Origin of the sequence: Staphylococcus caseorum, assembly GCF_049943195.1 — a bacterium.
In the GTDB taxonomy this organism is placed as follows: Bacteria; Bacillota; Bacilli; order Staphylococcales; family Staphylococcaceae; genus Staphylococcus; species Staphylococcus equorum_A.
On record NZ_JBNFUA010000001.1, the window covers coordinates 230,146 to 256,559 of the forward strand.

A 26,414-nucleotide genomic window follows, 5' to 3' on the forward strand; every position below is an offset into this window, starting at 1 on the left:
ATGAAAGCAATAGGTGCAGATACTCGTTTTGATCTAGATGAAGGAAATCAATTCTATGAATTTGAAGTTGAACGACCGGAACCAACGCAATACGAGCTCTTAGTACGTGTACAAGCTATTAGCATTAATCCTGTAGATACGAAAATAAGACAGTCTCCTGTTGACCAGCCGCCAAGAGTTCTAGGCTTTGATGCTGTTGGTGTGGTAGAAGCAGTAGGTGAAGAGATTAATCATTTTAAAGTTGGCGACGAAGTATTTTATTCTGGATCTCCTGCATATCAAGGTTCTAATCAAGAATACCAACTTGTTGACGAGCGTCTTGTTGCTAAAAAACCTAAGAATATAACTGCGACTCAAGCTGCAAGTTTACCTTTAACAGGGCTAACTGCATCAGAGACATTATTTGATGTATTTAAAATTTCGCATAATCCAGAAGATAATAAAGGTAAGTCCATTTTAATTATTAATGGTGCAGGTGGCGTAGGAAGTATTGCAACACAAATAGCCAAACACCATGGACTCCATGTCATCACAACCGCTTCACGAGAAGAAACGTATAATTGGTCTAAGGATATGGGCGCGGATATTGTGTTAAATCATAAAAATGATTTAATTAAAGAGTTTGAAAAATATGAAATAAGTGAAGTTGATTATATTTTCTGTACGTTTGATACAGATCAATACTATGAAAAAATGATAGAACTCGTAAAACCAAGAGGAATCATTGCAACTATTGTCGCTTTTAAAAATAAACAAGATTTAAATTTATTAAAAGACAAAAGTAATACATTTACACATGAATATATGTATTCAAGACCACTACATGAAACTGAAGATATGACTTTACATCGTGAATATTTAACGGATATTTCTGAAAAAATAGAAGCGGGCGTATATCAACCTACATTAAATAAAGTGATAGATGGTTTAACAGCAAATAGTCTGTTCGATGCACATAAGCAACTTGAAAATCAAAACATGATTGGTAAATTAGTAATTCAACTCAATCAAGGATCATAAGTTATAAATATTAAAATCTGTCATGTTACTGTGTTATGAAGTTAATACGCTAGATAAGCCTTCCAAACAATTACCTTATTGGTGAATAATTGTTTGGAAGGCTTTTAAATATGTTATTTTATTATAATTTAATTTTTAGTAAATCGAATTACAGTGTTTAAATAAGTTTTTATAATCCTTAAAAGTGGTTACAATTATGGATTATATTAAGTATGATAGGGTATGTATGTTACATAAAATAAAGGGAGTGTGTATTTTTGTTATGCATTTAAAAAAAATGACGGTAGTATTTTGGGTGGCATTAGCTATTTGTACGTTATTTGTGCTCTATGGCGCAATATTGCCGAAACAATTAGAATCAGTTACTCAAACTATTACAAATTTTATAGCAGTTAATTTTGGGTGGTATTATTTATTACTAGTATTAGTCATATTAATTGTATGTATTTATCTATTATTTTCAAGATATTCATCTATTACATTAGGTGAAGAAGGCGAAGACCCTGAATTTTCATTAAAATCATGGTTCGCAATGTTATTTAGTGCAGGTATGGGTATTGGTTTAGTCTTTTGGACAACTGCTGAACCTATCAGTCATGCATTTACTTTAACGCCATTACATAAAGCAGGAACACAAACTGCAATTAATGATGCGATGCAATTTTCATTCTTTCATTGGGGTGTGCACGCATGGGCTGTATACGGTATCGTGGGACTCGTTTTTGCGTACTTTAATTTCCACAAAGGTTATCCGGGATTAGTCAGCGCTACGTTAATACCTGTTTTAGGTAGTAAAATGATGAAAGGTCCTATCGGTGGGGCGATAGATGTTCTTGCAATTATCGCTACTGTAACTGGTGTTGCTGCAACACTTGGTTTTGGTGCGTTACAAATCAATGAAGGATTGAACTTCTTATTTGAAATTCCTTCTAATTTTGGAACTCAAGTGATTATCATTATCGTAGCAACTTTATTATTTACTTGGTCAGCTTGGTCAGGTATTGATAAAGGTATTAAGAACTTAAGTAATATTAATATGGCATTAGCATTCATTGTATTACTCTTATTGTTCTGTGTAGGACCTACACTAACGATATTAAATACATTTACCAATTCATTAGGTGATTATATTGCTAATTTCTTTAATATGAGTTTACGTATACCGCAATCAGGTGGCGAAAAATTCCAGTGGCTACAACAATGGACGATCTTCTATTGGGCTTGGTGGATTTCATGGGCGCCATTTGTTGGGATCTTTATCGCTCGTGTGTCTCGTGGTAGAACAATTAAAGAATTTATATTAGGGGTGCTATTTGTACCGGCACTTGTATGTTTCCTATTTTTCGCAGTGTTTGGTGCATCAGCAATTTATTTACAACAAAATGGTATTGCGAATATCGCGAAAGAGGCAACTGAAACGGCGACCTTTGCCACGTTGGAACATTTCCCATTAGGATTTGTATTAAGTATTGTTACGCTAATAGTTATTATGATTTTCTTTGTAACATCAGCTGACTCAGCAACATATGTATTAGGTATGTTGAGTTCTAAAGGTAGTATTAATCCTTCTGGTTTAGTCAAAGTCAGTTGGGGCATTATATTAGCACTATTTGCAATGATCATGATTTACACAGGTGGAACACAATCGATTCAAAACCTGTTAATTATTGCAGCCTTACCATTCTCCATCGTCATTATAATAATGATATGGTCACTCTTTAAATCCTTAGCCATAGAAAAGCCGAGACCTAGTAATAAACTACTTGTCACGGATAATCAGCTTTTACAATATCGTAAAGCAAATCAAGAGGATTCAGAAAAGCAAGACAATAAAGAAAAACAAGACGATAAAGAAATAGAAACAACTGAAGATCATAAGAGAAATAGCTAGAGCAAACTTATTTTGCCATAGAAATTATTTAAAATATACAATAAAAATGTTTCTAAGATTTTTTAAAAGGGTATTAGTCTTATATGACAAGTACATAATCTAGAAACATAGGAGGTGTCATACGAGGTGAAGCGACTTAAAAATTTCATATTAGGACTTTTAATTGTAGTAATCGTTGGTGTTTTACTGTTTATGTATATCAAAGATTCTAGAATTACTCAGTATCAAGATTACTTAACACAATTTAATTGGTTTCAACCGACCTTAATAACTTTAGCAGCGTTACTTATTTTAATTGGTCTGATACTACTATTCAGCTTGTTTAAACCTACGTATAGAAAACCCGGACTTTACAAAGATTTCAATGATGGTCATATTTATGTATCGAGAAAAGCAGTTGAAAAATCAGCATACGATACACTTGTACAATATGAACAAATTCGTCAACCGAATGTGATTGCAAAATTGTATAACAAGAAGAAGAAATCACATATTGCTTTGAAAGCAGATTTCTTTGTGCCAGGTGATGTTCAAGTTAAATCATTAACGGAAGAAATTAGAAATGACATTAAGCAGAACGTAGAACACTTTACTGAATTACCAGTATCAAAACTAGAGGTCAACGTTAGAGATCAAAAAACCTCAGGCAAACGTGTGTTGTAAGGGAGGGTTATCATGACTAATAATAATCACCAAAATGGACAAGATTCTACACAAGAAGTTGTTGATTTCTTAAAAGTATTTAAATGGAGAATCATTGGATTCTTAGCATTCTTGATTATCGCAATATTATTCTTAACTCTTGGTTTCTGGAGTACAATATTAATCTTAGTGTTATGTTTGATTGGAATTGCAATCGGGTATACTAAAGACCGTAAGCAAGACTTTTTAAATTTCTTAAATCGATGGAGTTAGTATTTTCAAAGATTGAAAAAGCTTAAAACTAAATTTTTAAAAATTGAAAAGACAAAGGAGATTTTAATATGGCAGTAGATAATAACAAAGCAAAACAAGCATATAATAATCAAACTGGAGTTAATGAACAAGAAGTAGAAAAGCAACAACAACAAGAACCGGAATTTTCAAATAAGTTATCATTTTCTGATGAAGTAATTGAAAAAATTGCAGGCATCGCAGCGCGTGAAGTAAGTGGTATTTTAGAAATGAAAGGCGGATTCGTCGATAGTATTTCTAACTCATTCGGAAGCAACGAGAACGTTTCAAGAGGCGTAAGCGTTGAGGTTGGAGAAAAACAAGCAGCTGTTGATTTGAAAGTAATATTAGAATATGGTGAGTCAGCACCTAAAATCTTCCGTAAAGTAACAGACTTAGTTAAAGAACAAGTTAAATATATTACTGGTCTTGACGTAGTTGAAGTTAACATGCGCGTTGAAGATGTAATGACTAAAAAAGAATGGTCTCAAAAAAATGAAAAAAGCCAAAGTTCAAATAACGAGGAAAAAGGCTTACAATAATTAATTGAGTACCAAACTAAATAAAAACCGCTAAAGTAATTTGCTTTAGCGGTTTTAAAATGTCGAAAAACCAATTACTATAAAAGTAATTATTTTGTGTTTATAGATATTATTCCCTTGAGACAATCTTTGTTCATTCATTTCATTGTTTATGCTAATATGAAATGAATATTTTTTGCTAATTCAATTATACTCATTTCTAAGTGTGTTGGCTTTTATAAGAATACAATCAATGAATCATTATATTATTTAAAAAATGGCAGTAATTTGGTCCGACTCCTATGGGAAAAGCACTGGCCGAAGACTACAGGCTGAGACAGATATTTTGTCTCAGCCTGTTTTAATTATTAATAAAGACTTAATATACTGTTTTAATGAGATGCATGACTCCGATGTAAGGGGTTATTCACTTGTATATAAGTGTAAATATCTGCTTCATCTTCTAGTCTCATCGTTGTTACACATTTATAGTCAATTTTAGGCGCAAATAATAATGCTCGAATTGCATCGATTCTTTTTGGATCATCCATAGTATCAGCAATGACATTTAACTTGTTAGCCAATAAATCACTTACAGTTGACCAGATACTTTGTTCTAAATCATTAATAGCACTCGATTTTGCTAAACTACAGATCAATTCTCCAAGATGGTTTTGAATACTAGAATAAAATACTTTATTAAAAACAGTTTGTGATTGATTCGTTAAAATTAAGGATTTCTCATGAAAATTTTGAGTGTTATATCCCTGGTGATTCAAATAAGCTTCATCAATACGTAAGCCTTCAAAATCACGAACATATAATTTGTTTAACGAGCCATCACTATTAAATGTAGCGATAGTATTTTGTAAATGTGCCTCGAGAGCGATGCCGTATTTAATGTATAAAGGTAGCGTAATATCAACTAGTGCTTGGCTATAATGTTCCATCCAAGCGATACATGCTTCTTTATAAGAATCACAAGCATGTGTTTGTGCATACTTTTTGATAAGTGTATTGATCGGTGTTTCATAATTATAAGCATAGTTGGCGACTAAACTTGATGGAATCATAGGCGTTGTTTTATTATCAATAAGATCATAAATATTAGTTCTAAATAACGAACCTAATTGTTCACTTCTAATAGTTTGGATATCACGTGAATCGTCTGTTTTAAAAAAGTGGATGCCAGCAATTTCATCAATCGTATCGCCAGCAATATTATGAAATAAGGTATCGCTATGTTTAATATCATTTAAAATTTGTGTTACTTGAGGGCCATTAATTGTTGTTTGTTCTGATAAAGTTCTAATTTCACCTGTGATGTGCACATTAGTGGATAGTTTAATGTGGGGTGAAGTTATAGGTAGTTTTGGCATGAGTGTTCTAAACGATAGACCAGCGTGATAATCAAGTTGGTAGCGTATTGGAATGATTCGTTTTTCTTTAAGCTCATTGGCATATTGATTGGTTAATATTTTATTATACTGCCATGGATGTACGACCATGACATAGTATGTATCAATAAGCTCAGAACCAACCTCTTTTAAAACTTCAGAATATAAGTCTTCGAATAAACCATATAAAGTTTCATTGTAATTTTTGGATAATGATTCAACTTTTGCAATATCTTTATGTATTAAGATAAATTTTAAGCCTATAGCATTGTTGAACTCAGAAGAATAATTAATTGTAGTTTCGGGTGTCATGCCTTTACGCAATTTTGCACCAGGATGTAAGGGATGTCCTTCAACGACTGCTTGTTCGGATCTTAAATAACTATCTTCTGCTTCCATAATTAATTGACCAAGAGGTAAAGTTTCATCGGCTAAGGTAATTGTTTGAAAGCTAAGAGAAATAGCCATATTAGCTACGCTATTATTTATATCTTCTCTAAATTGATGACTTGCATCATTATCAAGTGTTGGTGCTTCGGTTAAAATACAAGTTAATATCTCTTCAGGATGTAAAATCCTTTCAAAATTATCCTTATTTTCAAAATAAAATGGTCCTTCAACATCAATTCTATCGAATGCATGTAATCCAGTAATAGGTGCATATAAAGTCTTTTGAGTGTGTGGGAAAGCTATTTTTAATGTTTGTACCTGATTAGTTGCTAAGTTTACTGGTGCATCTTTTGTTGCAATAATGTGACTATAATCGCGACTATTAATTAAGTTTTCTCGATGTAAAGAAGTGATGAGTCGTTGGGATATTTTATCTCTACTGACTAATAACGTTTTAACAAAAGCATCACGCCATTCATCGTTGATAGATTCTAAATAGGTTAAGGCATATTGTTCATCATTAGTAAGTTTGTTAATTGAATTGTTAAAGTCTATGTTTGAATTCATAAGGCACCTCTTAAAATTATTTTACAAAAGCATAAGGTATTTATAGAATCTATATTAGCTGCATTGATAATTGTTATCAATTATAAAATTAAGTGCGGGTTTTAGTATAGTATTATTTAGCTAAATTGTATGAAATATGAAAGATAACAGTTTCATCATTTATATTTACCACTCTTCTATGTATTTTAACATCTCAAAGTGAATGAACACCGTATCATTTATTTTTCAGTACCGTGTTGATTTTGGAAAATAGAGGGAAAATAGGGAATATTAAAATGAAAATTAGAAGTACATTACTTTAAGTACAATAATCATGCGCTTTACAATAGAATTTTTAGATATGATTAGCATAATAGAATTGAATACATTTGTGAATACAATATGATTCAGTATTATAAATAGACCGAGAAAAAATGGGGGCAATCTTGTATGACGGATCAAACACGGCAAACTGCAGATAAAAACGTACAGTACCGTATTTATAACGCGATTATTAAGGAACATATTTTTCCTGATAAAATGATAGTTAATGAGTTTGAAGATTGTATTGAATTACAATATCACGGACAACTTTTACAAGTGGATAAAGTACGTAAAAGTGATATGGAAAGATATGTATTTAAAGGAAAGATACGTTATATCAAAGGTAACACTAGAATGACAATCGAAACTGTAGAACAATTACTCGACGTATTGGACAACCAATTTGATATACCAATCAGTAACAGATTGAGAGAAGAACTGATTTCTAGTAGAGATGGCTTTGTATGGACGTATGATCATTTTTCTCATAGACAAGCATTGATTCATGCAACATTGAAATTTTCGAGAATGCCTGAAACTATTAATTTCTTTACCTGGTTAAAACATTTTGAGGATTCAGAAGAAATTAATGATTTAACTTATTCGGAGAGTATAGTTGTAGAAGGACATCCGACGCATCCCTTGTCTAAAACGAAATTGCCTTTAACCAAAGAAGAAGTGAGATTATATGCGCCAGAGTTTGAAAAGATTATTGGATTAAAAGTAATGCTTATTCATAAAGCAGATTGTATTACAACGTCAATGGAAGATGATGAACAATATATTTTGAATCATATTATTCCTGAATATCGTTATAAACTTAAAGCATTTTTAGAACCATACCAGTTTGAGCTGGAGGATTATAGAGTAGTACTCGTACACCCATGGCAATATGACAATGTGATTGTGCGTCAATTTGCGAAGTGGATAAAAGAAGGAAGATTATTACCCACACCATTTGAAGTAGAATCCAAAGCAACTTTATCATTTAGAACAATGGCATTAATCAATAAACCATTCCATATTAAATTACCAGTAAATATTCAAGCTACAAGTGCCATTAGAACCGTTTCTGCTGTGACGACAGTAGATGGGCCTAAACTCAGTTATGAATTACAAGATATGTTAGATCTATACCCACAATTACAAGTCGCCTTGGAGCCTTATGGTACTCATGTAAATATAGATGACGAAGCTGCACGTCAATTGGCTTGCATAGTGAGACACAAACCTTATATTGCAGATAATGGGACAACATTGGTGACAGCTAGTTTAGTTAATAAAAATCCAGTTGATAACCAAGTCATTGTAGACAGTTACTTGGAGTGGATGGGAGTAGGACCTACATCAATCGCCATCAAACAATTTATGTGTAGTTATGCGAAAACTTTAATCAAACCATTAATTGCATATATACAAGATTATGGTATTGCCTTGGAAGCACATATGCAAAATACGATTGTTAATCTTGGACCGAATAATCAAATGAAATTTATCATCAGAGATTTAGGTGGTTCAAGAATAGATTTAGAAACTTTAAAGTATAAATTACCTCATATTGATATAACGAATACAAGTCTCATTGCTGAAAATATTGAAGCGGTTATCGAAAAATTTCAACATTCAGTAATTCAAAATCAAATCGCAGAACTGATTCATCATTTTTCAAAATATGATGAAGTAGACGAGAGGGCGTTATTCGAAGCAGTAGGTGACATAGTATACGAAGCAATAGATCCACAAAAAGCACATGCTCAAGCGTTGAAAGCAGTTTTGTTTGGACCTACGATTTCAGTCAAAGCATTGTTGCGTATGAGAATGGAAAATAAAGTGAAACAGTACGTAACGATAAAATTAAAGAATCCATTATATAAAGAGGTGTAAACATGGCACAATTACAGATTAATTTATCTAAAATTCAATATAACGCCCATGTATTAAATGCCTTGTGCAGTCAAAATAATATTTGTTTTACACCTGTAACCAAGTGTGTGGCTGGCGATAGCAAAATTATAGAAGTGTTAAAAGACATCGGTATTACACACTTTGCAGACGCCAGAATTGGTAATATTACGAAGAGTAAAGATCCAAGTATATCTTTTGCAATGATAGGCACTACAAATCAATATGGACTTGAAGATGTAGTACGTTATACGAATATAAGTATTCAAACAGAGATAACGACGATTCGACAATTAAATGATCTTGCAGGTAAACAAGAAGTGAAGCACCAAATTTTACTCATGGTGGATTGGAAAGATGCAAGAGAAGGCATCTTAACTTATGATGTAATTGATTATATTAAAGAAATAATTCAGATGCATCATCTTAATCTTGCAGGGTTAGCATTCAACTTTATGTGTTTTCAGTCGAATGCACCTACTGATGAAGATGTGAAAATGATTAATCAATTTGTAAACTCTATTGAAGAAGTGACCAGTATCAGATTTAAAATCATATCAGGCGGGAATTCAAGTTTGTTAACGCAAATGGCTTATAGTGATTTAGGTAAAATTAACGAACTGAGAATAGGCGAAACGCTCTTCAGAGGAATTGAGACCACAACAAATCATCCAATTGCAATGTTATATCAAGATACAATTATTTTAGAAGCAGAAATAGTAGAGATTAAGCCACGTATAAACTATGATACAGGCAAACAATATTTACAAGCTATCATTGATATTGGTAGTTTAGATACGTATGTCGAAGCAATTACACCTATGCATCATCAAGTGAAAATATTAGGCGCTACAAGTGATCATGTCATGATTGATTTATTAAATCAGGATTTTTATCAATTAGGAGACAAAATACAATTTAGTCTAGGTTATAAAGCTTTAGCACAAAGTATGTATGTGCCTAATTTAGCAAAAGCATATATACATGATGAAGGTGTTGAGCAAGCAATTACAAACATTAAGAATCAAGTGTTTAATTCATTGTAAAAAGCATTAAACATTAAAAAGATTTTATTATTTTCATCAGCTGCTTCAATTTCAGTCGTAGGAGGAATGCGTTTTTTTAGCTGATTGCGTAGCATGGGGCACAAAAAATAGTCGACCATAAACACATCCATATCCATATCCTCCTTATATCAGGTTTGATTAGTGTACACCTATTGTCCATGAGTGATGTGTTAGCAAAAATTATAATATTACTGTCGATGTAATTGTTGCTGCTGTCGGCATTCGATACGCTTTAATTTATTAAGAAAAATATAATTCAAAAATAAATTGCAAAAGTAAGCGTTTTCATATAAAGTGTAATTGACCCTAAATAAGATTAGGGTCAATTATTTTATTTATACATATACAAGAAGACAATAAAAACCTAAATTTATTGATTTACATATTTATACATAATAGGTTATAATTATTGCTGTTGCTTTTTTAAGTGTATATAAAAATATAAACACCTAAGGGGTGAATGAAATGAATAAATATAGTAAATCACAATTAGTGCGAGGTAGGTTAAAGTTCATAGTCATGTCATTGATTGGTATTATCTTGTTTTTGGTACCTATTACTGTGACTGAAGATGGTGTTAAACAAACCACATTACCCGTCGCGTTTTTAGCAGGACTATTGCAAGATGTACTCGGGGACGCCATGCCATTAATTATTGTTTTGATTATCACAATATCAGGCATATTATCAATTTTATGTTCCACAATATTGAAAAATAAATTAGAACCAGAAGGACTTTTATATAATGCATTTAATGTGAAAATCGTCTGGTTGTTATTAAGAATATTAGCAGTTGTTTTTGTATGGATGACTTATTTGAAAGTCGGTACTGAAGTAATTTATTCTGCAGATACTGGCGGGCTTGTATTTGAAAGTCTATTGCCAACATTAGTTGCTGTGTTCTTATTTGCAGCATTATTTTTACCATTACTTATGGAATATGGATTGTTAGAATTTTTAGGGCCAATCTTTAGACCTATTATGAGACCTTTATTCACATTACCAGGACGTTCTACAGTAGATAACCTAGCATCGTTTATCGGAGATGGCACAGTAGGGGTATTAATAACAAGTAAGCAATATGAAAGTGGTTTTTATTCTAGACGTGAAGCGACAGTTATTGCTACTACTTTCAGTGTAGTATCTATAACATTTGCAATCGTCATTGCAGAAACAGTACATATGCAAAACCATTTCTTCTATTTCTACTTCTCAGTTATTGTTTCGTGTATTGTTTGTGCATTGATTTTGCCAAGAATTTGGCCATTAAAATCTATCAAAGATGAATATTCAAAAGAAGTATCTGAAGAAATGAGAACTGAAAAATTACCAGAAAATAAAACTGCATTAGGTCACGGTTTTGACATGGCGACTGAAACAGGTATCAAAGCGCCAGGATTCAAATCATTTTTCAAATCTGGACTTAAAACAGTTGTAGATATGTGGTTTGTTATTTTACCAGTTGTTATGAGTATTGGTACACTAGCGACAATCGTTGCGACTTACACACCGATATTCGCAATTATTGGTAAACCGTTTGTACCATATTTAGAATTACTGCAAATTCCTGAAGCTGCACAAGCATCAGAAACAATATTAATAGGCTTTGCCGATATGTTTTTACCATCTATATTAATTGAAGGTGTAGGCAATGATATTACATTATTCGTCATCGGTGCATTAAGTATTAGTCAGTTAATCTACTTATCAGAAGTAGGTGGGGTGATACTAGGCTCAAAAATTCCAGTCAGTATCTTTAAACTGTTTGTTATTTTCTTAATCAGAACAATTATTGCATTACCAATTATAGCGTTGATGGCGCATCTATATTTTAATTAGTTAAAAAACAATATGAAATATGAATAAGCAATAATAGAATATGAATACAATAAAAACACCCCAAAAGTTAGATAGAATCTGACTTTTGGGGTGTTTTGCAATATTGATTGTTTTGTTGTATTTAAACTTACAAACATATTTGGTTAATTAAGTGTTGATAAAACATTAGCTTTAACAACTTTATTTCCTATGACTGGTGAATCTTCACTTTTAGATTTTGACTTACCTGCGTGTGCTTCTTTAAAAGCATCACTCTCTAGCCATGCTTTGAAATTATCTTCAGAATCCCACCAAGTATTCACATACATCTGATCGTGGTCTGTTTCATCTTCAATGAGCCAAACTTCAACTTTACGAAAGCCTTCTAATTCATTAATTTTGCCCTTTTTAGTAAAATTAGGCGCCATTTTCTCTGCAAACCCTTTTTTTACATCAATTCTATTCGTAACAACGTACATGATATGCACCCGCTTTCTAAGATTTAGCTATAGTATATCATCATTGTGAATTAGAGGTTAATTGATAGCCCTTATTCATGTTAAATAGGTTTAAGAAGTAATTAATATAAAAAAGACGAAATTCTAACGTGGGATTAGAATTTCGTCTTTTTGTTGTTAATTGTTTAATACTATTTTGTTACTTCATTATATACTTTTTGATCATTTTGCGTATAAATAATGTATTCATGGTCATTAGTGTCGATTATAACACGGTTCGTTTTTCCGAAAGTAGAACCAATTCTCGAAACTTTATTTCTATCTAATTTTGGAATTTCATGGATATTTTGATCTTGTGAAATGTTCTTAATATCACTTGTTGGAATCTTAATATCTGCAACTCTCCATTGAATTCTTACTTCATTGTTATCTTTTTTAACTGTCATTGCCATATCTAGAACACATCCTTTAATTAATTTATAGCTACATCATACAACAACATGCAACCGTTTTCAAGTAATTGTGTGATACTTTTTTTAAATATGTTATACTCAATGCTTTTTTACGAAAGTATGTTCGCATTGATATAAAAGATATGATAAAATATATTGCGATAAGGAGAAGTGAAAATGACAGGTAAAACCCACGCATCATGCGGTTTATTAGTAGGCGCATTAACTATAGAATATTTCCATACAGATTTGTTTACATCAATTACGGTTATAACGCTTGCAGTTATATCAAGTTTATTACCTGATATTTGTCATGCACAGAGTAAAATTGGTAGACGATTAAAAGTTTTGAGCTTTTTTATTAGAATGTTATTTGGTCACAGGACATTTACACACTCACTATTATTTATTTCAATTATAATTTGTCTATTATATGCTATTCAAACACCAATTTATTATTTAATTACCATTATATTCGGATTGCTATCTCATGTTATACTAGATATGTTAACACCTAGGGGAGTTAAATTTTTATATCCTATCCCAATCAGTGTGAAATTCCCTTTGGTTTTTAAAACAGGTGGGCTCGTTGATTTATCACTTGCGAGTGCGCTAACTATAGGCGCAACTTATGTGTTTTTCCAACCGTTTATTAATCAACTGTTTTTTAAATGGTTATGATTAAGGTTGTGCATATAATCATAATAATATAAAGTACAAATAGTGAAATTATATATTCAAGTCAGTAATAAGATATTATTTTTATCTAATATTTGAATATTAAGGAGAGAGAACATGCTAGATAAGAAAGGTTTAGAAAAGTTTAATCAAGACCATTTAATTGAATTTGAAAAACTAATGAGTACAAATGAAAAAGAACAATTAGCTAATAAAGTAGACTCTTTAAACTTATCTGATATTCAAGATTTATATGAAGATTTGTATGTAAATAAAAAAGTAATCGATGATGTTTCTTCTATTAATGAAGTGAAATATGAAGTTAAAAATGATTTTACAGAAGAAGAAATCAAAAAATATGAAGAAGTTGGTTTAGACGCAATTCAAAAAGGCAAATTTGCAGTGTTATTAATGGCAGGTGGGCAAGGGACGCGTTTAGGTTATAAAGGACCTAAAGGTTCGTTTGAAATTGAAGGCGTTAGCTTATTTGAAATTCAAGCACAGCAATTAATAGCATTAAAAGAGCAAACAGGTGTAGCTGTCGATTGGTATATCATGACTAGCAAAGTAAATGACAAAGAAACACAACTATTTTTCGAAGCTAAAGATTATTTTGGATATGATAAATCACATGTGCACTTTTTCAAGCAAGAAAACATTGTTGCCTTATCTGAAGAAGGCAAGTTAGTTTTAGACGTAGATGGTAACATCCTAGAAACGCCTAACGGTAATGGTGGCGTGTTTAAATCACTCAAAAATTCAGGCTATTTAGATGAAATGACAGACAATGGTGTGGAATATATTTTCTTGAATAATATTGATAACGTTCTTGTGAAAGTATTGGACCCATTATTTGCAGGTTATACATTCCAAAAAAGTATGGATATCACTACAAAGTCAATTCAACCTAAAGAGGGTGAAAGTGTAGGCAGATTAGTTACAGCTAATCAAAAAGATACTGTACTTGAATATTCAGAATTAGACTCTGAAGTTGCTAATGAATTTAATAACGCTAATATAGGAATACATACATTTAAACTTTTATTTATTAACAATGTGGTTGATCATGCATTGCCATATCATTTAGCGATTAAAAAATTAAAACAGCTAGATGATGATTTTGGCGTAATTGAGCAACCAACACTTAAGTTTGAATTATTCTATTTTGATATTTTCCAATATGCTAATAGCTTTATTACATTACAAGTACCGAGAGAAGAAGAATTTTCTCCTTTAAAAAATAAAGAAGGTAAAGATAGTGTTGAAACAGCTACAGCTGATTTGAAACGTATGAATTTGATTTAATAAAAGGGTGGTTACACTTATGTCTCATACAGTAGATGTAGATAATAGCAAAGTGGCTAAAACATTTAAAAATATTGTACCTTTAACATTTGGTGAGGAAATTGGAAATGCAGTTTCACATGGGGTAGCTGCATTCATTGCTTTATGCGTATTACCGTATGCAGCAATACAAAGTTTTATGGATCATGGCATATTAGGTTCGTTTAGTGTTTCACTATACGTGATCAGTATTTTTCTAATGTTTATATCTTCAACGGTTTATCATGCGATGCCTAATAATTCTTCACATAAATATATACTCAGAATTATCGATCACAGTATGATATATATCGCAATTGCCGGAACATATACGCCAATATGTTTAGTGTTAATCGGTGGCTGGTTAGGATGGACTGCAATGGCAGTACTTTGGGGCATTACACTCTGGGGCATTCTATACAAATCATTAGCTAAAAATGTTAGTCATAAATTAAGCTTAACAATGTATTTAGTTATGGGATGGATTGGCGTTTTATTTTTACCGACAATTATCTTCGATTCATCGGTAACATTTATGCTATTTATTCTATTCGGTGGGATTGCTTATACGGTCGGATCATGGTTCTATGCACAAAAAAATCGTCCATACTTTCATATGATTTGGCACTTCTTTATAGTGATTGCATCCGTATTTCATTTTATAGCTATTTTATATTTTATGTAATTTTTAAGAAAAATGCATTGCGATTTAATAGTATCTAGAACATCAAGACAGGTTTTAGACGCAGTTGTTATATTGGCGCTAGCTGTCTGATATCTAAATGAACTTATAACTAGTTTTTAAAGAACTACTGCTTCATTTGTGAAGATGAGTAGTCCTTATGCAAGAACTTCAGTGCTTGTATTATTTTTTAGTAGGCTTTGTGGGGGCGGGAATATGAAATCAAATTTTAAATTTTGATTTCTATCCCGCTCTTTTTTTAAACAAATTATCATAAAGCAATAGTTTTAATTTAACGAAGTAGATTTGAAACTGATTACAACATATTGATTTGATTATACTTGAAAGCATTTTAATTTGTTATGCAAGGAGGTAAATTATGAATGTTAAGTCTTTAGGTATCGTAGTTGCATTAATATTAATTATGTTTATGTCGGCCATAGAAACATCCATAGTTTCTTTAGCAATACCTACTATAAGAGATGACTTAAACGTTACTTCATCCATTTCATTGATTTTTGCAGTTTATTTTATTGCAATTGTCATAGCTAATCCGATTGTGGGAGAACTACTAGATAGAACGAAAATTATTTATATCACGCTTTTAGGATTATTGCTTTTTACTATAGGTAGTTTCTTATCCGGGATAAGTGGTACTTTCAGCATACTTATCATGTCCCGTTTCATACAAGGTTTAGGCGCCGGTGTAATGATGGCATTGAGTCAAATCGTACCTAAACTTGCCTTTGAAATCCCATTACGTTATAAAATTATGGGAATTGTTGGTAGTGTATGGGGGATTTCTAGCATTATTGGTCCAGTTTTAGGAGGAACTATTTTAGAATTTGCAACGTGGCACTGGTTGTTCTTCGTGAATATTCCGATTGCAATCGCTGCTATGGTATTGGTGATAATCACATTCCATTTTGAAAATGAAAATACAACTGCAACGAACAAATTAGACGTGAAGGGCTTAATGTACTTCTATGTATTAATCTTCTTTTTAATGTTTACAGTTATGAATAAAGCAAATTTATATTTAAACATAATTTCACTTATCTTAGCTTGTATAATGGCAGTAGTTCTTTACAAAAATGAAAAAAACGTAAAAACACCATTTGTACCAGTTGCAGAATTTAATAAGACGATTATTTTAATATTCTTCACCGATTTTGCTTATGCAATTATTCTGATGGGTTACAACTTATATATGCCTATTTATTTACAAGAGGAAATGGGCCTCTCACCATTACAAAGTGGCTTTGTAATATTTCCAATTTCATTCGCTTGGTTAGCGCTTAATTTTTCATTAGATAAATTAGAGGTTAAAATGAGTAGAAAAGGATTATATATTTTTGCATTCACATTATTAATGCTATGTGGCATTTTAGTATTTATAGGCACCGAATCGCCATTATTTATAGCATTTAGTTTATTACTTGCAGGAGTTAGCTTTGGCACAGTTTATACAAAAGATAGTGTTATAACTCAAGAAGAGACTTCATTAGATAATATGAAGCGGATGATGTCACTCTATACATTAACCAAGAGTTTAGGTAACTCAATAGGTTCTACTGTGATGGGTTACGTTTATGCTCTATCATTTACTTTTATCAGTCTACAAATACACAATGTTATCTTACTTAGTTTAGTTATATTGATTATACTAACGGTTTTATGGGCTGTAATTTATAGAGAACAGAAATAAGAATAGCATTAGTATGCTATATCTATATAATTAAAACATGATGTACTTCATTAATAAACGTTATAATTTGAATAGTAGAGCTTCGTGTTAATTTGTATTTGGTAGTGAGTTGTTATAATGGTAATATAGTTTATGCGATTATAGTTTTAATAATAAAAAACCAGCGAGATTGCAATAAAAGTTAGGTGATTATTAAGCGGAATATCGAAATAGAGTAAAAAGGGAGGACAGTAAGCAATGAAATATATAAAATATTTATTTACAACGCTTATTGTACTTTCGGTATTTATTATTTCTGGGGCTATATTTTTAACATTTTTAGGATTTGGATTATATGGCTTGAGTAGAATCCTTATTTATTTCCACCTTGCGTATTTTGGATATAATAAAAACTTTTACGATAACTTAATTTATTATGGCAGTTATATTGTATTAGGTTATTTTAATTTGTTTATAATAGAGAATTTAATGGATTACTTTAGAAAAAAAATACCAGACAACCCATATTTTAAAGGCATAACTTATCACTTAATTACTTTCACAGTAACAACTTTGTTATTTTACTTCATAGTGCATATCCATTATGCCTATATAAATATTGATTTTTGGGTGATTGTATTTATCATTGGACTCTTATTTATATGTAAGGAAATATTTTATCCAGATAGTGAAAACTTAAATGGAAAATAAGCAAGGTACTTTAGAAATCAATTCGGTTAATTGAAGTACTTAGACTGTAGTGATCATAAAGATTGAACATAGTGTTAATATATATAGTAGAAACTGTAATATTGTAACCTTATCACTGATAATTAAAGTAACCATTTAAGAAGGCAAGAATAATATCAATGAAATAGCAATTACTATAAGAAGTTAGTTTATTTATTCTTTAATAGAGAGTGAAGTGAGCTAACTTCTTTTTTAATAAGCTGATTATATTTATACTGAATATAAACTATTTAAAGCAAACTTAAGTTTTGTTTGTTAGAATATAAATAATGATTATTTTATAAAGAGGGGGACGCATTGTGTTAACGACTGAGCAAGTTAAAAAACTTGTTGGAGAATTAAAAGATCCAATAATAAATGTACCTTTAAAAGAAACCGATGGAATAGTAGAGGTTACTATTAAAGAAGAAATAGAGCATGTAAGTGTCAAAATAGCTATGGCTCAATTAGGGGGACAACCTCAATTAGATTTACAGATGGCCGTAGTTGAAGTGTTAAAAGAAAATGGGGCTAATACAGTTGGCATTAGATTTGAAGAATTACCTTCTGATATAGTAGAACAATATAGAGGTACGAGCGATGACGAGCAACAAACAATAGAAGGCTTATTATCTAAAGACAATCCTGTAGAGTTTATAGCCATCGCTTCTGGTAAAGGTGGCGTTGGAAAATCCACAGTAGCAGTCAATTTAGCAGTATCATTAGCTAGAGAAGGTAAAAAAGTTGGTCTAGTTGATGCTGATATTTATGGCTTTAGCGTTCCGGACATGATGGGAATTGATGAAAAACCAGGTGTACAAGGTAAAGAAATCATACCAGTTGAACGTCATGGTGTGAAAGTCATTTCAATGGCTTTCTTTGTTGAAGAGAATGCACCAGTTATATGGAGAGGCCCAATGTTAGGTAAAATGCTTACGAATTTCTTTGTTGAAGTACGATGGGGAGATTTAGACTACTTGATTTTAGATTTACCACCAGGTACTGGGGACATTGCTTTAGATGTACATACGATGTTGCCATCAAGTAAGGAAATTATCGTAACAACGCCTCATCCTACTGCAGCATTTGTTGCAGCAAGAGCTGGAGCAATGGCAAAACACACTGAACACACGATTTTAGGTGTAATAGAAAACATGTCTTACTTCCAAAGTAAAGAAACTGGAAATAAAGAATATGTATTTGGAACAGGTGGCGGTGAAAAGCTTGCTGAAGAATTACAAACAGACTTATTAGGTCACCTACCATTAGAGCAACCATCATGGAATCCAAAAGATTTCGCTCCTTCTATTTATCAACCAGAGGATAGATTAGGAGAAATATACCAATCAATGGCACAACAAATCATTGAAAAGACTAGAAAATAGTAGCATTTAAGGAGTGGGTAGAAATTAATTTAATTTTTATCCACTTTTCTCTTGCAATTTTTTTGAATGGTGGTAGAATTATTTCTTGTGACCAACGAACGCACGATACAGTGTAAACGTAACAAATCACAATAAACAAAATAAAGTATTGACTTTCTCTTGTGGAATTGATATTATATAAAAGTCGTCAAAAACGACAAAAACATTATTTAATTCAATTTCGAAAAAGTGTAAAAAATATACTTGAAACTTTATAAGAAATACTTTAATATTATTAAAGTAATGTTAAATGATTGTTAAAGAATATTAATTTTTTATTGACACAACGTCAATTGAAATGGTATAGTAATAAAGCAATTATCCAAATGAACATTGAAAACTGAATTGCAATATGTCAACGTTAATTCCGAACGCAACATTAAATTGTTGGTTCAAACGTGTTAGAGATAACACACAAATTAGTATTTTATGAGCTAATCAAACATCATAATTCATTTATGGAGAGTTTGATCCTGGCTCAGGATGAACGCTGGCGGCGTGCCTAATACATGCAAGTCGAGCGAACGGATAAGGAGCTTGCTCCTTTGAAGTTAGCGGCGGACGGGTGAGTAACACGTGGGTAACCTACCTATAAGACTGGAATAACTTCGGGAAACCGGAGCTAATGCCGGATAACATTTGGAACCGCATGGTTCTAAAGTAAAAGATGGTTTTGCTATCACTTATAGATGGACCCGCGCCGTATTAGCTAGTTGGTAAGGTAACGGCTTACCAAGGCAACGATACGTAGCCGACCTGAGAGGGTGATCGGCCACACTGGAACTGAGACACGGTCCAGACTCCTACGGGAGGCAGCAGTAGGGAATCTTCCGCAATGGACGAAAGTCTGACGGAGCAACGCCGCGTGAGTGATGAAGGTTTTCGGATCGTAAAACTCTGTTATTAGGGAAGAACAAATGCGTAAGTAACTGTGCGCATCTTGACGGTACCTAATCAGAAAGCCACGGCTAACTACGTGCCAGCAGCCGCGGTAATACGTAGGTGGCAAGCGTTATCCGGAATTATTGGGCGTAAAGCGCGCGTAGGCGGTTTCTTAAGTCTGATGTGAAAGCCCACGGCTCAACCGTGGAGGGTCATTGGAAACTGGGAAACTTGAGTACAGAAGAGGAAAGTGGAATTCCATGTGTAGCGGTGAAATGCGCAGAGATATGGAGGAACACCAGTGGCGAAGGCGACTTTCTGGTCTGTAACTGACGCTGATGTGCGAAAGCGTGGGGATCAAACAGGATTAGATACCCTGGTAGTCCACGCCGTAAACGATGAGTGCTAAGTGTTAGGGGGTTTCCGCCCCTTAGTGCTGCAGCTAACGCATTAAGCACTCCGCCTGGGGAGTACGACCGCAAGGTTGAAACTCAAAGGAATTGACGGGGACCCGCACAAGCGGTGGAGCATGTGGTTTAATTCGAAGCAACGCGAAGAACCTTACCAAATCTTGACATCCTTTGAAAACTCTAGAGATAGAGCCTTCCCCTTCGGGGGACAAAGTGACAGGTGGTGCATGGTTGTCGTCAGCTCGTGTCGTGAGATGTTGGGTTAAGTCCCGCAACGAGCGCAACCCTTAAACTTAGTTGCCAGCATTTAGTTGGGCACTCTAGGTTGACTGCCGGTGACAAACCGGAGGAAGGTGGGGATGACGTCAAATCATCATGCCCCTTATGATTTGGGCTACACACGTGCTACAATGGACAATACAAAGGGCAGCTAAACCGCGAGGTCATGCAAATCCCATAAAGTTGTTCTCAGTTCGGATTGTAGTCTGCAACTCGACTACATGAAGCTGGAATCGCTAGTAATCGTAGATCAGCATGCTACGGTGAATACGTTCCCGGGTCTTGTACACACCGCCCGTCACACCACGAGAGTTTGTAACACCCGAAGCCGGTGGAGTAACCATTTATGGAGCTAGCCGTCGAAGGTGGGACAAATGATTGGGGTGAAGTCGTAACAAGGTAGCCGTATCGGAAGGTGCGGCTGGATCACCTCCTTTCTAAGGATATATTCGGAACATCTTCCTTGAGAAGATGAAGAGGAATGACATTGACATATTGCATTCAGTTTTGAATGCTCATTACGAGTATTCATTGCGTTATTTTGTACATTGAAAACTAGATATGTAAGTAAAATTTATGATTTTACCAAGCAAAACCGAGTGAATTAGAGTTTTAAAAAGCTTGAATTCAAAAAAATAGAAATAATCGCTAGTGTTCGAAAGAACACTCACAGATTAATAACATTTTAGGTTTTCAACCGATTTTTTCGTGTTGAAGGTCGAAAAGATTAAGTTATTAAGGGCGCACGGTGGATGCCTTGGCACTAGAAGCCTACGAAGGACGTTACTAACGACGATATGCTTTGGGGAGCTGTAAGTAAGCTTTGATCCAGAGATTTCCGAATGGGGAAACCCAACACGAGTTATGTCGTGTTATCGATATGTGAATACATAGCATATCTGAAGGCAGACGCGGGGAACTGAAACATCTTAGTACCCGCAGGAAGAGAAAGAAAAATCGATTCCCTGAGTAGCGGCGAGCGAAACGGGAAGAGCCCAAACCAACGAGCTTGCTTGTTGGGGTTGTAGGACACTCTATACGGAGTTACAAAAGAACAAATTAGACGAATCATCTGGAAAGATGAATCAAAGAAGGTAATAATCCTGTAGTCGAAAGTTTGTTCACTCTTGAGTGGATCCTGAGTACGACGGAACACGAGAAATTCCGTCGGAATCCGGGAGGACCATCTCCCAAGGCTAAATACTCTCTAGTGACCGATAGTGAACCAGTACCGTGAGGGAAAGGTGAAAAGTACCCCGGAAGGGGAGTGAAATAGAACTTGAAACCGTGTGCTTACAAGTAGTCAGAGCCCGTTAATGGGTGATGGCGTGCCTTTTGTAGAATGAACCGGCGAGTTACGATTTGATGCAAGGTTAAGCAGTTAATGTGGAGCCGTAGCGAAAGCGAGTCTGAATAGGGCGTTGAGTATTTGGTCGTAGACCCGAAACCAGGTGATCTACCCATGACCAGGCTGAAGTTCAGGTAACACTGAATGGAGGGCCGAACCGACTTACGTTGAAAAGTGAGCGGATGAGTTGTGGGTAGCGGAGAAATTCCAATCGAACCTGGAGATAGCTGGTTCTCTCCGAAATAGCTTTAGGGCTAGCCTTAAGTAATGATTATTGGAGGTAGAGCACTGTTTGGACGAGGGGCCCTTATCGGGTTACCGAATTCAGACAAACTCCGAATGCCAATCAATTTTATCTTAGGAGTTAGAACGCGGGTGATAAGGTCCGTGTTCGAAAGGGAAACAGCCCAGACCACCAGCTAAGGTCCCAAAATATATGTTAAGTGGAAAAGGATGTGGCGTTGCCCAGACAACTAGTATGTTGGCTTAGAAGCAGCCATCATTTAAAGAGTGCGTAATAGCTCACTAGTCGAGTGACACTGCGCCGAAAATGTACCGGGGCTAAACATATTACCGAAGCTGTGGATTGTCCGTAAGGACAGTGGTAGGAGAGCGTTCTAAGGGCGTTGAAGCATGATCGCAAGGACATGTGGAGCGCTTAGAAGTGAGAATGCCGGTGTGAGTAGCGAAAGACGGGTGAGAATCCCGTCCACCGATTGACTAAGGTTTCCAGAGGAAGGCTCGTCCGCTCTGGGTTAGTCGGGTCCTAAGCTGAGGCCGATAGGCGTAGGCGATGGATAACAGGTTGATATTCCTGTACCACCAAATTTCGTTTTAAGCGATGGGGGGACGCAGTAGGATAGGCGAAGCGTACTATTGGATTGTACGTCCAAGCAATGAGACTGAGTGTTAGGCAAATCCGGCACTCTTAAGGTCAAGTTGTGATGGGGAGAGGAAATTGTTTCCTCGAGTCGTTGATTTCACACTGCCAAGAAAAGCCTCTAGCTAGAATTTTGGTGCCCGTACCGCAAACCGACACAGGTAGTCAAGATGAGAATTCTAAGGTGAGCGAGCGAACTCTCGTTAAGGAACTCGGCAAAATGACCCCGTAACTTCGGGAGAAGGGGTGCTCTTTAGGGTTAACGCCCAGGAGAGCCGCAGTGAATAGGCCCAAGCGACTGTTTATCAAAAACACAGGTCTCTGCTAAACCGTAAGGTGATGTATAGGGGCTGACGCCTGCCCGGTGCTGGAAGGTTAAGAGGAGTGGTTAGCTTCGGCGAAGCTACGAATCGAAGCCCCAGTAAACGGCGGCCGTAACTATAACGGTCCTAAGGTAGCGAAATTCCTTGTCGGGTAAGTTCCGACCCGCACGAAAGGCGTAACGATTTGGGCACTGTCTCAACGAGAGACTCGGTGAAATCATAGTACCTGTGAAGATGCAGGTTACCCGCGACAGGACGGAAAGACCCCGTGGAGCTTTACTGTAGTCTGATATTGAAATTCGGTACAACTTGTACAGGATAGGTAGGAGCCTTTGAAACGTGAGCGCCAGCTTACGTCGAGGCGTTGGTGGGATACTACCCTTGCTGTGTTGGATTTCTAACCCGCACCATTTATCATGGTGGGAGACAGTGTCAGATGGACAGTTTGACTGGGGCGGTCGCCTCCTAAAGAGTAACGGAGGCGCTCAAAGGTTTCCTCAGAATGGTTGGAAATCATTCATAGAGTGTAAAGGCATAAGGAAGCTTGACTGCGAGACTTACAAGTCGAGCAGGGTCGAAAGACGGACTTAGTGATCCGGTGGTTCCGCATGGAAGGGCCATCGCTCAACGGATAAAAGCTACCCCGGGGATAACAGGCTTATCTCCCCCAAGAGTTCACATCGACGGGGAGGTTTGGCACCTCGATGTCGGCTCATCGCATCCTGGGGCTGTAGTCGGTCCCAAGGGTTGGGCTGTTCGCCCATTAAAGCGGTACGCGAGCTGGGTTCAGAACGTCGTGAGACAGTTCGGTCCCTATCCGTCGTGGGCGCAGGAAATTTGAGAGGAGCTGTCCTTAGTACGAGAGGACCGGGATGGACATACCTCTGGTGTACCAGTTGTCGTGCCAACGGCATCGCTGGGTAGCTATGTATGGACGGGATAAGTGCTGAAAGCATCTAAGCATGAAGCCCCCCTCAAGATGAGATTTCCCAACTTCGGTTATAAGATCCCTCAAAGATGATGAGGTTAATAGGTTCGAGGTGGAAGCATAGCGATATGTGGAGCTGACGAATACTAATCGATCGAAGACTTAATCAAATTTAAAAAGTGTTTTGTTTGGCATTATCAAATTTTACTTACTATCTAGTTTTGAATGTATAATTTATATACAGTTCATTGTCTGGTGACAATGGCAAGGAGGTCACACCTGTTCCCATGCCGAACACAGTAGTTAAGCTCCTTAGCGCCGATGGTAGTCGGACTTACGTTCCGCAAGAGTAGGACGTTGCCAGGCAATTTAATTATTCCACAGTAGCTCAGTGGTAGAGCTATCGGCTGTTAACCGATCGGTCGTAGGTTCGAGTCCTACCTGTGGAGCCATATGGCCCCGTGGTCAAGCGGTTAAGACACCGCCCTTTCACGGCGGTAACACGGGTTCGAGTCCCGTCGGGGTCATACATATTGGAGGATTAGCTCAGCTGGGAGAGCATCTGCCTTACAAGCAGAGGGTCGGCGGTTCGAACCCGTCATCCTCCACCATTTTTAATTTAATAGCGGAGGGGTAGCGAAGTGGCTAAACGCGGCGGACTGTAAATCCGCTCCTTCGGGTTCGGCAGTTCGAATCTGCCCCCCTCCACCATTAATGGGCTATAGCCAAGCGGTAAGGCAACGGACTTTGACTCCGTCACTCGTTGGTTCGAATCCAGCTAGCCCAGCCATTTAGAGCCATTAGCTCAGTTGGTAGAGCATCTGACTTTTAATCAGAGGGTCAGTGGTTCGAGCCCACTATGGCTCACTATATAGCATTTCTCTTATGAGAAATGCTTTTTTTGTGTTGAAAATTAAAACTTCTGAAAATCTTTAAATGGTAATATAATAAAGAAAAGTCAAAAAAATTCCTATACATTTTTATGATTAGAATAGTATGTAAAAGGCAATATAAGACCTTTTTATGAATTATAAATCATTATACTGGTTTTATATGTAAAATGACGATTTTATAAAAAAATTATGATATTACATTAACTTGAAACATAAAGCGCTTTCGATTATTCTAGTAACAGATGAAAACAAAGGGGTTTTTAACATGAATAAAAAAATAGAAATAATTGGAGCACCATCAACATATGGTCAAAGGAAATTAGGGGTTAACTTTGGTCCAGATGCTATACGATATGCAGGCATTGTTGATCGTATTAGAGCGATAGGTTTATCCGTTGTAGATTCTGGTAATATTGAAGTACCAGCAATTGATTTAGATAAGTTTAATTCAGAGCAAGAAGGCTTACGAAATTTAGACGAAATTATTACTGTTTCTAACAACTTAAGTGAAGCAGTATCAAATAGTATTGAAAAAAATAATTTTCCATTGATTCTTGGAGGAGATCATTCAATTGCTATAGGTTCAATATCTGGCGTAAGTAAACACTATGATAACTTAGGCGTTATTTGGTACGACGCACATGGAGATTTAAATGTACCCGAAGAATCACCATCAGGTAATATACATGGTATGCCATTACGTGTACTTGCTGGAGATGGGGATGAGCGCTTAGTTAATATTTCAAATTATACACCTAAAGTGAAACCAGAAAACATCGTTCTTATAGGAATGAGAGATTTAGACGATGGCGAACGCCGTTACATAAAAGAAAATAATATTAAAACTTATACTATGGCGGAAGTTGATAGATATGGTATTAACCAAGTTATAGATGAAACGATAGAATATCTAGAACCTAAAACAGACGGTATACATTTATCATTAGATGTCGACGCGTTGGATCCTGTTGAAACGCCAGGAACAGGCACTAGAGTCTTAGGTGGCTTGACATATAGAGAAAGTCATTTTGCATTAGAGTTATTACATAACTCGAAGTGTGTGACTTCTATGGATATAGTTGAAGTTAACCCATTAATAGATCACACCAATGATACAGCTAAACAAGCGGTTGGTTTAGTAGGTAGTTTCTTTGGAGAAACGCTTCTATAATTAGTAATGAAACTGATATGGATTATATCCATATCAGTTTTTTTAATTTTTATTATAA

The 26,414-nt window shown here is 35.1% G+C and carries 19 protein-coding genes, 6 tRNA genes and 3 rRNA genes; 24 read left to right on the forward strand and 4 right to left on the reverse strand.

The window, feature by feature from the left end; genetic code table 11:
• The 5 genes from ACP3TL_RS01205 to ACP3TL_RS01225 all read left to right on the forward strand — a co-directional run bounded on the left by ACP3TL_RS01205 (position 1) and on the right by ACP3TL_RS01225 (position 4,386).
• Positions 1-1,020 (forward strand): zinc-binding alcohol dehydrogenase family protein, encoded by a 1,020-nt coding sequence (locus tag ACP3TL_RS01205; protein WP_285326300.1) that lies wholly within the window; start codon positions 1-3, stop codon positions 1,018-1,020.
• 262 nt (positions 1,021-1,282) lie between these two features.
• Positions 1,283-2,911 (forward strand): BCCT family transporter, encoded by a 1,629-nt coding sequence (locus ACP3TL_RS01210; protein WP_046465805.1) that lies wholly within the window; start codon positions 1,283-1,285, stop codon positions 2,909-2,911.
• 126 nt (positions 2,912-3,037) lie between these two features.
• The gene (amaP, locus tag ACP3TL_RS01215; protein ID WP_046465804.1) at positions 3,038-3,574 is read left to right on the forward strand and encodes an alkaline shock response membrane anchor protein AmaP; all 537 of its coding nucleotides are present in this window, start codon (positions 3,038-3,040) and stop codon (positions 3,572-3,574) included.
• A gap of 12 nt (positions 3,575-3,586) precedes the next feature.
• Complete coding sequence (locus ACP3TL_RS01220) at positions 3,587-3,826, forward strand: DUF2273 domain-containing protein (protein WP_002506999.1); 240 nt, start codon at positions 3,587-3,589, stop codon at positions 3,824-3,826.
• 68 nt (positions 3,827-3,894) lie between these two features.
• On the forward strand, positions 3,895-4,386 hold the full coding sequence (locus ACP3TL_RS01225; protein ID WP_046465803.1) for an Asp23/Gls24 family envelope stress response protein: 492 nt from the start codon (positions 3,895-3,897) through the stop codon (positions 4,384-4,386).
• A 371-nt stretch (positions 4,387-4,757) separates the two neighbouring features.
• Here ACP3TL_RS01225 and ACP3TL_RS01230 read toward each other — a convergent pair whose 3' ends face one another.
• Complete coding sequence (locus tag ACP3TL_RS01230) at positions 4,758-6,707, reverse strand: IucA/IucC family protein (protein ID WP_370736941.1); 1,950 nt, start codon at positions 6,705-6,707, stop codon at positions 4,758-4,760.
• A 441-nt stretch (positions 6,708-7,148) separates the two neighbouring features.
• On the opposite strand from ACP3TL_RS01230, the gene ACP3TL_RS01235 reads away from it, so the two are divergent.
• Positions 7,149-8,906 (forward strand): IucA/IucC family protein, encoded by a 1,758-nt coding sequence (locus ACP3TL_RS01235; protein WP_046465801.1) that lies wholly within the window; start codon positions 7,149-7,151, stop codon positions 8,904-8,906.
• A gap of 2 nt (positions 8,907-8,908) precedes the next feature.
• Positions 8,909-9,970: an alanine racemase gene (locus ACP3TL_RS01240; RefSeq protein ID WP_046465800.1), complete on the forward strand. Its 1,062-nt coding sequence runs from the start codon at positions 8,909-8,911 to the stop codon at positions 9,968-9,970.
• On the opposite strand, the gene ACP3TL_RS01245 is transcribed toward ACP3TL_RS01240, so the two are convergent.
• The gene (locus tag ACP3TL_RS01245; protein WP_155398018.1) at positions 9,949-10,101 is read right to left on the reverse strand and encodes a hypothetical protein; all 153 of its coding nucleotides are present in this window, start codon (positions 10,099-10,101) and stop codon (positions 9,949-9,951) included. The genes ACP3TL_RS01240 and ACP3TL_RS01245 overlap by 22 nt on opposite strands.
• 355 nt (positions 10,102-10,456) lie before the next feature.
• On the opposite strand from ACP3TL_RS01245, the gene ACP3TL_RS01250 reads away from it, so the two are divergent.
• Positions 10,457-11,830, forward strand: a complete 1,374-nt coding sequence (locus tag ACP3TL_RS01250) for a YjiH family protein (RefSeq protein ID WP_046465799.1) — start codon at positions 10,457-10,459, stop codon at positions 11,828-11,830.
• 143 nt (positions 11,831-11,973) lie between these two features.
• Here the strand turns inward: ACP3TL_RS01250 and ACP3TL_RS01255 are convergent, their stop codons facing one another.
• Together ACP3TL_RS01255 and ACP3TL_RS01260 are read right to left on the reverse strand one after the other, a co-directional pair.
• The gene (locus ACP3TL_RS01255) at positions 11,974-12,288 is read right to left on the reverse strand and encodes a heme oxygenase (RefSeq protein ID WP_046465798.1); all 315 of its coding nucleotides are present in this window, start codon (positions 12,286-12,288) and stop codon (positions 11,974-11,976) included.
• A 170-nt stretch (positions 12,289-12,458) separates the two neighbouring features.
• Positions 12,459-12,719, reverse strand: a complete 261-nt coding sequence (locus ACP3TL_RS01260; RefSeq protein WP_002507009.1) for a SunI/YnzG family protein — start codon at positions 12,717-12,719, stop codon at positions 12,459-12,461.
• A gap of 177 nt (positions 12,720-12,896) precedes the next feature.
• On the opposite strand from ACP3TL_RS01260, the gene ACP3TL_RS01265 reads away from it, so the two are divergent.
• From ACP3TL_RS01265 to rocF, 16 genes are all read left to right on the forward strand, one after another.
• Complete coding sequence (locus ACP3TL_RS01265) at positions 12,897-13,400, forward strand: metal-dependent hydrolase (RefSeq protein WP_046465797.1); 504 nt, start codon at positions 12,897-12,899, stop codon at positions 13,398-13,400.
• Between the two features lie 114 nt (positions 13,401-13,514).
• Complete coding sequence (locus ACP3TL_RS01270; RefSeq protein ID WP_046465796.1) at positions 13,515-14,702, forward strand: UTP--glucose-1-phosphate uridylyltransferase; 1,188 nt, start codon at positions 13,515-13,517, stop codon at positions 14,700-14,702.
• Between the two features lie 19 nt (positions 14,703-14,721).
• Entirely contained in the window at positions 14,722-15,405 is a 684-nt protein-coding gene (gene trhA, locus ACP3TL_RS01275; RefSeq protein WP_046465795.1) for a PAQR family membrane homeostasis protein TrhA, read from the forward strand.
• A gap of 376 nt (positions 15,406-15,781) precedes the next feature.
• Complete coding sequence (gene sdrM, locus ACP3TL_RS01280) at positions 15,782-17,110, forward strand: multidrug efflux MFS transporter SdrM (protein ID WP_046465794.1); 1,329 nt, start codon at positions 15,782-15,784, stop codon at positions 17,108-17,110.
• A 237-nt stretch (positions 17,111-17,347) separates the two neighbouring features.
• Complete coding sequence (locus ACP3TL_RS01285) at positions 17,348-17,800, forward strand: SepA family multidrug efflux transporter (protein WP_046465793.1); 453 nt, start codon at positions 17,348-17,350, stop codon at positions 17,798-17,800.
• A 338-nt stretch (positions 17,801-18,138) separates the two neighbouring features.
• Positions 18,139-19,203 (forward strand): Mrp/NBP35 family ATP-binding protein, encoded by a 1,065-nt coding sequence (locus ACP3TL_RS01290; protein ID WP_046465792.1) that lies wholly within the window; start codon positions 18,139-18,141, stop codon positions 19,201-19,203.
• 494 nt (positions 19,204-19,697) lie between these two features.
• Positions 19,698-21,250 (forward strand): 16S ribosomal RNA (locus ACP3TL_RS01295).
• A gap of 288 nt (positions 21,251-21,538) precedes the next feature.
• Positions 21,539-24,462, forward strand: a 23S ribosomal RNA gene (locus tag ACP3TL_RS01300).
• Positions 24,463-24,543: 81 nt separating this feature from the next.
• Positions 24,544-24,658: ribosomal RNA gene (rrf, locus tag ACP3TL_RS01305) — 5S ribosomal RNA — on the forward strand.
• Together the 16S, 23S and 5S rRNA genes with 6 tRNA genes alongside form the textbook arrangement of a ribosomal RNA operon.
• A gap of 11 nt (positions 24,659-24,669) precedes the next feature.
• Positions 24,670-24,744 (forward strand) — tRNA-Asn (locus tag ACP3TL_RS01310).
• 3 nt (positions 24,745-24,747) lie between these two features.
• Positions 24,748-24,819 (forward strand) — tRNA-Glu (locus ACP3TL_RS01315).
• 8 nt (positions 24,820-24,827) lie between these two features.
• Positions 24,828-24,903: transfer RNA gene (locus ACP3TL_RS01320), tRNA-Val, on the forward strand.
• Between the two features lie 16 nt (positions 24,904-24,919).
• Positions 24,920-25,003: transfer RNA gene (locus tag ACP3TL_RS01325), tRNA-Tyr, on the forward strand.
• A 4-nt stretch (positions 25,004-25,007) separates the two neighbouring features.
• Positions 25,008-25,082: transfer RNA gene (locus ACP3TL_RS01330), tRNA-Gln, on the forward strand.
• A gap of 4 nt (positions 25,083-25,086) precedes the next feature.
• Positions 25,087-25,159, forward strand: a tRNA-Lys gene (locus tag ACP3TL_RS01335).
• A gap of 291 nt (positions 25,160-25,450) precedes the next feature.
• On the forward strand, positions 25,451-26,356 hold the full coding sequence (gene rocF, locus ACP3TL_RS01340) for an arginase (protein ID WP_046466187.1): 906 nt from the start codon (positions 25,451-25,453) through the stop codon (positions 26,354-26,356).
• Positions 26,357-26,414 lie beyond the last annotated feature (58 nt).

Excerpts from the sequence above, each read along its gene's own strand:
- ACP3TL_RS01205 (WP_285326300.1), top strand. The coding sequence starts at position 1 with ATGAAAGCAATAGGTGCAGATACTCGTTTTGATCTAGATGAAGGAAAT.
- ACP3TL_RS01210 (WP_046465805.1), top strand. The coding sequence starts at position 1,283 with ATGCATTTAAAAAAAATGACGGTAGTATTTTGGGTGGCATTAGCTATT.
- ACP3TL_RS01220 (WP_002506999.1), top strand. The coding sequence starts at position 3,587 with ATGACTAATAATAATCACCAAAATGGACAAGATTCTACACAAGAAGTT.
- ACP3TL_RS01225 (WP_046465803.1), top strand. The coding sequence starts at position 3,895 with ATGGCAGTAGATAATAACAAAGCAAAACAAGCATATAATAATCAAACT.
- ACP3TL_RS01235 (WP_046465801.1), top strand. The coding sequence starts at position 7,149 with ATGACGGATCAAACACGGCAAACTGCAGATAAAAACGTACAGTACCGT.
- ACP3TL_RS01240 (WP_046465800.1), top strand. The coding sequence starts at position 8,909 with ATGGCACAATTACAGATTAATTTATCTAAAATTCAATATAACGCCCAT.
- ACP3TL_RS01245 (WP_155398018.1), bottom strand. The coding sequence starts at position 10,101 with ATGGATGTGTTTATGGTCGACTATTTTTTGTGCCCCATGCTACGCAAT.
- ACP3TL_RS01250 (WP_046465799.1), top strand. The coding sequence starts at position 10,457 with ATGAATAAATATAGTAAATCACAATTAGTGCGAGGTAGGTTAAAGTTC.
- ACP3TL_RS01255 (WP_046465798.1), bottom strand. The coding sequence starts at position 12,288 with ATGTACGTTGTTACGAATAGAATTGATGTAAAAAAAGGGTTTGCAGAG.
- ACP3TL_RS01260 (WP_002507009.1), bottom strand. The coding sequence starts at position 12,719 with ATGGCAATGACAGTTAAAAAAGATAACAATGAAGTAAGAATTCAATGG.
- ACP3TL_RS01265 (WP_046465797.1), top strand. The coding sequence starts at position 12,897 with ATGACAGGTAAAACCCACGCATCATGCGGTTTATTAGTAGGCGCATTA.
- ACP3TL_RS01270 (WP_046465796.1), top strand. The coding sequence starts at position 13,515 with ATGCTAGATAAGAAAGGTTTAGAAAAGTTTAATCAAGACCATTTAATT.
- trhA (WP_046465795.1), top strand. The coding sequence starts at position 14,722 with ATGTCTCATACAGTAGATGTAGATAATAGCAAAGTGGCTAAAACATTT.
- sdrM (WP_046465794.1), top strand. The coding sequence starts at position 15,782 with ATGAATGTTAAGTCTTTAGGTATCGTAGTTGCATTAATATTAATTATG.
- ACP3TL_RS01285 (WP_046465793.1), top strand. The coding sequence starts at position 17,348 with ATGAAATATATAAAATATTTATTTACAACGCTTATTGTACTTTCGGTA.
- rocF (WP_046466187.1), top strand. The coding sequence starts at position 25,451 with ATGAATAAAAAAATAGAAATAATTGGAGCACCATCAACATATGGTCAA.